The sequence below is a fragment of the Streptomyces scabichelini genome (assembly GCF_011045015.1).
GTDB classification, from domain to species: Bacteria; Actinomycetota; Actinomycetes; order Streptomycetales; family Streptomycetaceae; genus Streptomyces; species Streptomyces scabichelini.
The window spans coordinates 1-8,183 of sequence record NZ_JAAKZY010000334.1 but is presented as its reverse complement, the minus strand read 5'-3'; the positions used below and the strand labels follow the sequence as shown (position 1 = coordinate 8,183).

The 8,183-nt window shown below is 71.3% G+C and carries 7 protein-coding genes; 2 read left to right on the top strand and 5 right to left on the bottom strand.

From position 1 onward, the window contains the following. Window positions 1-269 precede the first annotated feature (269 nt). A complete protein-coding gene (locus tag G5C60_RS48195) occupies window positions 270-1,208 on the bottom strand; it encodes an AurF N-oxygenase family protein (protein WP_165270228.1) in 939 nt (312 codons plus the stop codon). A gap of 143 nt (window positions 1,209-1,351) precedes the next feature. Between G5C60_RS48195 and G5C60_RS48190 the strand changes: the two genes are divergently transcribed. Beyond that, window positions 1,352-2,455: a ferritin-like domain-containing protein gene (locus tag G5C60_RS48190; RefSeq protein WP_165270225.1), complete on the top strand. Its 1,104-nt coding sequence runs from the start codon at window positions 1,352-1,354 to the stop codon at window positions 2,453-2,455. A gap of 95 nt (window positions 2,456-2,550) precedes the next feature. Further along, window positions 2,551-3,480, top strand: coding sequence for an ADP-ribosylglycohydrolase family protein (locus G5C60_RS48185; RefSeq protein ID WP_165270222.1), 930 nt, complete (start codon window positions 2,551-2,553; stop codon window positions 3,478-3,480). Window positions 3,481-3,557: 77 nt separating this feature from the next. On the opposite strand, the gene G5C60_RS48180 is transcribed toward G5C60_RS48185, so the two are convergent. The 4 genes from G5C60_RS48180 to G5C60_RS48165 form a co-directional block, all read right to left on the bottom strand. After that, entirely contained in the window at window positions 3,558-4,274 is a 717-nt protein-coding gene (locus G5C60_RS48180) for a response regulator (RefSeq protein ID WP_338146140.1), read from the bottom strand. Between the two features lies 1 nt (window position 4,275). After that, a complete protein-coding gene (locus G5C60_RS53880) occupies window positions 4,276-6,366 on the bottom strand; it encodes an ATP-binding protein (RefSeq protein ID WP_165270220.1) in 2,091 nt (696 codons plus the stop codon). 149 nt (window positions 6,367-6,515) lie between these two features. Continuing rightward, a complete protein-coding gene (locus tag G5C60_RS48170; RefSeq protein WP_165270217.1) occupies window positions 6,516-7,247 on the bottom strand; it encodes a hypothetical protein in 732 nt (243 codons plus the stop codon). A gap of 161 nt (window positions 7,248-7,408) precedes the next feature. Further along, window positions 7,409-7,936: a DUF3291 domain-containing protein gene (locus tag G5C60_RS48165; RefSeq protein WP_165270215.1), complete on the bottom strand. Its 528-nt coding sequence runs from the start codon at window positions 7,934-7,936 to the stop codon at window positions 7,409-7,411. Between the last annotated feature and the right edge of the window lie 247 nt (window positions 7,937-8,183).

Below are 8,183 nucleotides of genomic sequence, written 5' to 3'. Positions count from 1 at the left end.
GGGGGTGCGGGGTCGTGGGCCGGTGCGTCAGCCCGTCGCAGGGTGGGCATACGGCCCGGTGGTGGTACACGGTGCGGGTTTCCTGAGACCGAACCTACGCGACGGGCATACGACGCACCGACCCACGCCCCCTCCCGCCGGTGGGAGGGTGCGGGCACGTGGTGGCTTGGGGCGTTGCGGTTCCGGGGGCGCCCCTTTAGGGGCGCGGGGAACTGCGCGACCAGCCACGACGGCGCTGCAGCCGAGAAACGACCCTCAACCCCGGAGGGTCACGGCAGCAAGCCCGACGACTTCCAGAGGCGTCGGCCCGCGCCCCGCAACACCCCGATGTCATCGAGGAAGTCCGTCAAACGCTTGGCTCCCGTTTGCATCACCTCGCGGCGGTGGGCGCTCGCGCGGACCTGGGACAGGGCCTCGCGCTGGTTGAGGCCGACGTTCGGGTAGACGTCGGGGTTGATGAACGCGATGGAGAAGACGCGGGCGAACTCGCCGGAGGTGATCCGGGTGAACTCCTGGGACCAGCGTGGAGCGGTCACCATCTGGCGGCGCAGCTCCTCGCGGGCGTAGCGGACGTGACGGGCCTCCTCGACGACGTGGATACGGGTCACGCCGCGGATCAGCGGCTGGACGCGTTCGTCGGGGAAGGTGAGGCGTTGCATCCAGTCGAGGATCTCCTCGCCCAGCAGCGTCGCCGTGAAGGAACCAGGGGTCGTGGAGATCGTCTTGAAGAGGCGGCCCAGGTTCTGGTGCAGTCGGCTCACCGGGTAGTAGGGGGTGCTGCCCCGGCTGATGAGGCGCGCGAACATCTTCGAGTGGCGGCACTCGTCCTCGATCTCCGTGAGCGCGTAGCGGACGTGGGCGCTCGTCGCCGCCTTGTCGTAGATGTGCCGTACGAGCAGTTGCATCAGGATGATCTCGAACCAGATCCCGAGCGAAGCGAGCGCCGCGGCCTCGTGCTGGGACAGCAGGATCCGCTGCTCCTCGGACATCCGCTTCCACATCGGCGTGCCGTACAGCGACACCAACTCCGGCGGCCAGAACCACTTGCCCTCCTCGAAGGGCGCGTCCCAGTCCAGTTCCTTGTCGGGGTCGAAGGAGTGCTTCGCGGAGGCGTCGAGCAGCCGTGCGGCCACCTGCTCCCGGTCCTTGAGCAGGCCGAGCGCGTCGCGCACCCCTTCGAGCGCGTCGGCTTCCGTCACGGTCGTCATGGCCGGTTCACCTCTTCAGAAATCCGGATGCGGAGGGGGAGTTACCGACGGCCATCTCTTATGAGACTGGTTGTCAGCAAGTCAGTCAATCCCTTGCGCGAGACTTGTTGACTCAGCGTCTACCACGTGTGAGCCTGCGCACTATGCCGACGTATGACCTCTACGCCAATGATCCCGGAGACCCCCTCTGGCAGGTGCCCGCGAGCGGCGCGGCACGGTTCAGCTGGGAGTACGAGGACGGACGCGAGCGGCTGCTGGCCCTGTACCAGAAGGGCAAGGACAAGCAGTGGGACGGGCAGCGGCGTATCGACTGGGATCTGGAAGTAGACCCGTATGACCCGCTCGGCGTCCCCGACGAGTCGATGAGTCTGTACGGCACCCGGCACTGGGCGAAGCTGACAGAGGAGGATAAAGGCGAACTGCGCAAGCACTACGGGTCCTGGCAGTTCAGCCAGTTTCTGCACGGTGAGCAGGGCGCGATGGTGTGTGCTGCCCGGATCGTCGAGTCCGTGCCCGACCTGGACGCCAAGTTCTACTCCGCGACCCAGACGATGGACGAGGCCCGGCACGCGGAGATCTACGGCCGGTTCCTGCACGAGAAGATCGGGATGGTGTACCCGATCAACGACAACCTCCAGTCGCTGCTCGGTGACACGTTGCGCGACTCGCGCTGGGACATGCCGTACCTCGGGATGCAGGTTCTGATCGAAGGCCTCGCTCTTGCCGCCTTCGGCATGATCAGGGACACGACCGACAAGCCGCTGCCCCGGCAGATCCTCGCGTACGTCATGCAGGACGAGGCCCGCCATGTGGCCTTCGGCCGCATGGCGCTGCGCGACTACTACAAGCAGCTCTCCGATGCCGAACTGCGCGAACGCGAGGAGTTCGTCATCGAAGGCTGCTATCTGATGCGGGACCGGCTGCGCGGCGTCGAGGTCCTGGAGAACTTCGGCATCCCGAAGGCGGAGGCCGAGGAGTACAGCGAGCGGTCCGAATTCCTCGCTCTCTTCCGCCAGTTGCTCTTCAGCCGCATCGTCCCCTGCGTCAAGGACATCGGTCTGTGGGGCAAGCGCCTCCAGCAGGCGTACGTCGACATGGGCGTCTTCGAGATGGGCAACTCGAATCTGGATCTGCTGATGGCGCAGGACGAGGAGATCGCCGAAAAGCTGGACGCGGAGCGCTTCGCGAAGGAGGAGCGCGAGCGGGTCGCGGAGGTGGAGGACGCCATCGAGACGGGCGCCTCCTGACCGGTGGAGGGTGAGGGCCGGGTTTCCGCCACTCGTGACACGCCGGGCCCCGAAATCCTTGTGCGTCACGGACCGTGGCCCTGCATCATCGCGGCATGACCGAGCCGACACCAGCACCCACGCCCAGGCCCGGATCCACGCCGGCCAACCGCATCGGCGCCCGTCGCAGCCTCGAAGGCCTCGCCCTCGGGGACGCGTTCGGTGAGCGCTGGTTCCCCCTCTTACGGGACCCGCAACAGGCGTACGAGGAGATCCGCGCCCGGCGTACCCCCGAGGAGCCGGAGTGGCACTGGACGGACGACACGGCGATGGCGCTCGGCGTACAGCGGGTGCTCGACGAGTACGGAGAGATCCGGCAGCCCGAGTTGGCCCGCGCCTTCGCCCTCGGCTACTCCGCCGACCCCGCGCGCGGCTACGGCTACGGCATGCACCAGCTGCTGCCCCGGCTCCTCGAAGAGCCGCACCGCTGGGCGGAGTTCGCGAGCGGGCTCTTCGACGGGGAGGGGAGTCTCGGCAACGGGGCGGCGATGCGGGTGGCGCCGCTGGGTGCCTGGTTCGGGGACAGCCTGCTGCACGTCGTCGAGCAGGCGACGCTGTCGGCCCAGGTCACCCACGCCCACCCGGAGGGCATCGCGGGCGCGATCGCCGTGGCCGTCGCCGCCGCGCTGTCCACGCGGGGGCAGCTGAGCGTCGACGCCGTGGCGGACGCGACGCCCGACAGTGCCGTACGGGAAGGGCTGGCGCGTGCGGCGCGGCTGCCGTTCGACACGGAGCCGTGGAAGGCCGCGGATGTGCTCGGCAACGGCCGGCGGATCCGGGCCGATGACACCGTGCCGTTCGCCGTGTGGTGCGCGGCGCGTCATCCGGACGATCTGACGTCCGCGCTGTGGACCACGGCGGAGGGTCTCGGGGACGTGGACACGACGTGCGCGATGGTGGGTGGCGTCGTCGCCGCGGGAACGGCTACCGCCTGGGTGCCGGAGGAATGGCTTCGCCGGGTTGAGGCTCTGCCGGGTCGCCGTTGAGGGGGCGTGCGGTAGTGCGAAGACTGCGGGCCGTCTGTGGCTGGTCGCGCAGTTCCCCGCGCCCCTAAGGGGCGCGGTCAGTTGCCGCCCAGGCCCGCCTGGCGGGCGCGGACGATGGCCTCGGCGCGGCTGGCGGCCTGGAGCTTGGTCAGGATGTTGGAGAGATGGTTGCGTACCGTCTTCGGGCTGAGGACGAGGCGTCGCGAGATCGCCAGGTTGTCCAGGCCCCGGGCCACGAGGTCCAGGACCTCGCGCTCCCGCGCGGTCAGCTCGGGCAGTGTCACCGCCGCGGTGCCCGCGGAGCGCGTCCCCGTCAGGTGGGCCACGGTGCGCGAGGCGACCGCGGGGCCCAGGATCACCTCGCCGTTGGCCACGGCCCGGACGGCCCGTTCGATCTCGGCGGGTGACGCGCCCTTGAGCAGATAACCGCGGGCCCCGGCCCGCATCGCGGCGAACACCGAGTCGTCGTCGTCCAGCATCGTCACGACCAGGACCGCCGTGCCGGGCCGGACGCGCAGGATCTCCCGTGTGGCCTCCACGCCCGACGGCACTCGGTCGCCCAGATGCAGGTCCATGATCACCACATCGGGCTGGTGTGCGTGGGCCGCCGCCGAGGCCGACGCCAGGGATTCGGCCTCGGCGACCACCGTCAGGCCGGGCAGCGAGTCGAGCAGTGCGGTCATGCCCATACGGAACACCGGGTGGTCGTCGACGACCACGATCCGCAGCGGTTCCGTCACGTCGTCGGGCATGGTGCCGTCCGTGCCGCCGTCCATTTTTGCGTTCTCGCCCATGTCATCGTCCTCGTCCTGCCCTTGTCGCCGAAGTCCCGTCCCGTAGCTCGCCCTCCGGTCGTAACGGCACGCGGAGAACGAGCCGTGTGCCGTGACCGTCTTCCCCCGGTCCCCAGTCGATCGTGCCGCCCAGGGCCTCGGCGCGTTCCCGGAGCGACTCGGTGCCGACGCCGGGCCGGGCCCCCGGGCCGATGCCGCGCCCGTCGTCCTCCACGCTCAGCGTCAGCAGGTCGCCCGCGCCCGGGGCCAGGCCTGTGACCGTGACCGTGCAGGTGCGGGCCCTCGCGTGCCGCGAGACGTTCCGCAGGGCCTCCGCGACGACCGCGTAGACGGTGCCCGCCACCTCGCGGGGCACGTCGTCGCGTACGAGGCCGTCCTCGGCGTGTACGACCACCGTGAGACCGTCCGCTTCGTGACGCATCACCAGCTCCCGCAGCGCCGGTACGAGGCCCAGCTCGGCGAGGACCGGCGGGACGAGGCCGCGAGCGAGGACGCGGACCTCTTCGACCTGGGTGTCGACCTCGGTGCGCAGCCGGGCCAGCAGCGGGTCCGCCGGTGAGCCGGCCGGGAGCAGGTTGCGGGCGGCCGCCAGGCCCAGGCCGATGCCGGCCAGGGCGGGCCCCAACTGGTCGTGGAGTTCCCGGCGCAGCGCCCGGCGTTCGTCGTCGCGGGCCGCGGCCAGCCGGCCGCGCGACTCGCGCAACTCCCGCGTGACGGCGGCGAGATGGACGGCGGCCGCCACGACGGGCGCCACCTCGTCGAGCGCCGTACGGGCGCGCCGGTCCAGCCGTTCGCCGGGACGCGCCGTCACCAGCAGCGTCCCGGCCTCCCGCCGACGTACGACGAGCGGCACCGCCACAGACTCCAGGCCCGCCGGGTCGCCGATGGTGACCTGCGGTTTCCCGTCCTCGTCAAGGACCCGCACCGAGCCCAGGTTGAAGGACGCGGCGATGCTCTCCGCCATGCCGGTGAGTGTCTCCTGCGGCCCCGTCGCGGAGCCGAGATGGCGGCCGACCCGGCTGAGTGCGGGGGCCGTCGCCTCCCCGTGCACGAGCCGGTCGACGCGCCGCTGCAGCCAGCCGCGCGCGGGCTGGATCCCGGCCGCGGGCGCCGCCGTGGCCAGCACTCTGCCCAGCGCCCCGTCGCCCGGCAGCAGCAGCCCCAGCACAGCCACCGTCAGGAAGTACCCGGCGACGAGCAGTCCGGTGAGCAGCCACCACACGAGCGCCCGGCTGACCACCAGGTCGATGCCCCACAGCCGCTGCCGCAGCACCACGACCAGCACAGCTGCCGGGAAGAACGCCTGGGAGGCCAGATGCGTCAGCGGCGTGAACAGCCGCAGCGCCGCGGGACCCTCACCGCTGAACAGCACCAGCGGCAGGAACGTCACCGCCACCAGTCCCGTACCGATCGCCAGCCAGCCGAGCCCTCGGCCCGCCGCCGGGTCCCGCCGACGGCGCCGTGCCGCATGGCCCGCGGCGAGCAGCCCCAGCGCCACCACGCAGCCGAGCAGTGTCCGCTGCACGGGCTCGACCAGCCGCGCCCATCCCGCGTCGTGCACCGCGAGCGGCGCGATCGGCTCGCCCTCCGGCCACGGCCACGGAGCGGTCAGCTGCACCGCCAGCAGGCCGGCGATCAGTACGATCCCCGCACCGACAGCGGCCCGCACCGCGGGCGACGGTGCCTGCTCCGAGACCAGATACGGCACGATCAGTACGAGCGCCAGCGTGCCCGGCAGCCAGGCGGTGCTCTGCAGGACCGACCACGACGGCGGCACCGCCCCGGGGCCGGCGTCCCGCGCCCACAGCGCGACCGCCTGCGCCGTGACCGCCGCGACGCCCCCGCCGACCGCGGTCAGCGCCACCAGCCAGGCCACCGGATGTCTGCGCCGGCTCAGGACGACGGCCGCCACCAGGCCGTACACCAGCGCGTCCGCGGCGTCCACGACGAAGTACCACTGCGTCGCGTCCCAGGGAGCGCCCGCCACGCCCATCAGGACCAGCGCCGCCGCCGCGAGCCCCCAGCTCGCCACGAGCACGCCGACGGCGGGGACCCGATGGCCCCCGCCGTCCCGGCCCTGCCGGGCCCTCACGCCTGTTCCCCCACAGGCCAAGGCTCCCAGCAGGCGTTCTGCTTGACACCGCACTTCCACGGTCACTGCGTCGAACGCAGGGGGAGCGCCGCCGCGTACGGCGTACGACCGTTGCGTACGACTGCCGCGCTCCCGCTGCTCGTGCGACGTCAGTCGAGCGCGCGGACCCGGCCGAAGGCGAAGGCCACGCCGAGGATCAGCAGATACGGCACGCCCGCGAACAGCGCCGCGTACTGGAACGGCGTCACCTGCGTGACCAGCACCAAGAACCCGAAGACCAGGCTGACGACGCCGATCCAGCGGCTCACCGCGCCCTGCCGGAACGCCGCGACGACGAGCGCCCCCGCGGTGAGCAGCAGCCCCGACCACACCCATCCGTATGTGCCGAGCTGGGTCAGTTCACCGACGATCGTGTCCGGATCGGTCTTCTCGTCCATCCGCAGGTTGTGGAACGTCTCCGTGCCCATCCCGGCCCCGACCAGGCTCATCACGCCCACCAGCAGCATCCCCAGGTACGCCGTCGTCGGCACCAGGCTGCCGGCCGTGCACTGCCGGTCGAGCCGGCGGCGCAGCCCCGCGCCGAAGACCACCGCGCCGAGCGCGGCCGCGGTGAACGCCACCTGAGTGACGAGCACCCACCACATCGCGGAGCCGTCGAGCCGGTCCACCATCCGGGCGTTGTCGATGAGGTCGGAGTCCTCGAACGGCCACAGCGGCCCGGACGCGACCACCACGGCGAGCCCCCCGAGCGCCGCGACGATGCCTCCCCAGGCCCAGCCGCGGTGTTCCCTCCGTGCGTGCGCCGCCTCCGGACCGGCGCCGGTCCCGGCGCCGGTCGTGGACGGATGTGAAGTGGGCGGATGTGAAATCGAAGCGGACATGGTGCTTCCCCCATGAATGGTGCCGCCCGGCCCTCGGCCGGTCGGCTGTCGGACTTGCCCGACAACCGTGACGCGCCCGGTGTCCCGACCGCATGGGGCCGCTGTCCCGTTCCACCGGGCGGGACATCGGGGAACATCCGGGGAACATCCGCAGGGCGGGATCAGCCGACCGGGGAGGACTCCGGCGTGTCCTCGGCCGGTCGCGGCTCCTGGTCCGGGCCGGCCGGTTGCGCCTCCTGGGGTGGGAACGTCGTGCGCAGGTTGAACGCGTACGCCGTCGGGCCGTGTTTGCGCAGGTGCAGCAGGCGCTCCTCCGCCTCCCCGACCGTCGGGTGGTGGTCTGCCGGGACCCACCACAGGGCCGTGACCGCTTCCTCGAGGCGTTCGAACCACTCGCGGCGGCGGGACAGCATTTCCCGGTGCTGTCCCTGGTACATGAAGGCCGTCAGGGCGTTGGTGTCGCGCCAGACCGTCAAGTTGATGATGAGCCAGTCGTCGCCGAGGACGGGGACTTCCGTCGCGTTGCCCGAGTCGTCCTGCAGGCGCCAGACGAAACCGTCCGAGGTGTCGGCGACCGCGTTCACCGGGTCGAGGGCGTCGACGAAGTCCTTCAACTGAGGGGAATCCAGCGGGGCTTTGAGGCGGGCGATGTTGACCTGGGCGAGGTGGTACGCGGCGGGTGGCGTCATGGACCGAACGTTAGGTCGGTCGGGTAGCCCGCTCAAGGCCTTTTCCCGAGCTTCTCAAGCCTCGGACGCGAGGCCGTCCCGCCGGGTGGGCGGGCCCGCGTCCCGTACGTCCTCTTCTCACAACTGCCTCTGGCCCAGGGTGAGTTCCTGTGCACCGATGTCTTACGGGCGGGAAACCGCCTGCTGACCGGCCCGCCCGTAGCCTCGCGGGGCATGACGGGGAACGTACTGACCAAACTTCCCACCC

Bases quoted from the DNA above. Each gene is read 5' to 3' on its own strand.
- G5C60_RS48195 (WP_165270228.1), bottom strand. From the start codon at position 1,208: ATGACGACCGTGACGGAAGCCGACGCGCTCGAAGGGGTGCGCGACGCG.
- G5C60_RS48190 (WP_165270225.1), top strand. From the start codon at position 1,352: ATGCCGACGTATGACCTCTACGCCAATGATCCCGGAGACCCCCTCTGG.
- G5C60_RS48185 (WP_165270222.1), top strand. From the start codon at position 2,551: ATGACCGAGCCGACACCAGCACCCACGCCCAGGCCCGGATCCACGCCG.
- G5C60_RS48180 (WP_338146140.1), bottom strand. From the start codon at position 4,274: ATGGGCGAGAACGCAAAAATGGACGGCGGCACGGACGGCACCATGCCC.
- G5C60_RS48170 (WP_165270217.1), bottom strand. From the start codon at position 7,247: ATGTCCGCTTCGATTTCACATCCGCCCACTTCACATCCGTCCACGACC.
- G5C60_RS48165 (WP_165270215.1), bottom strand. From the start codon at position 7,936: ATGACGCCACCCGCCGCGTACCACCTCGCCCAGGTCAACATCGCCCGC.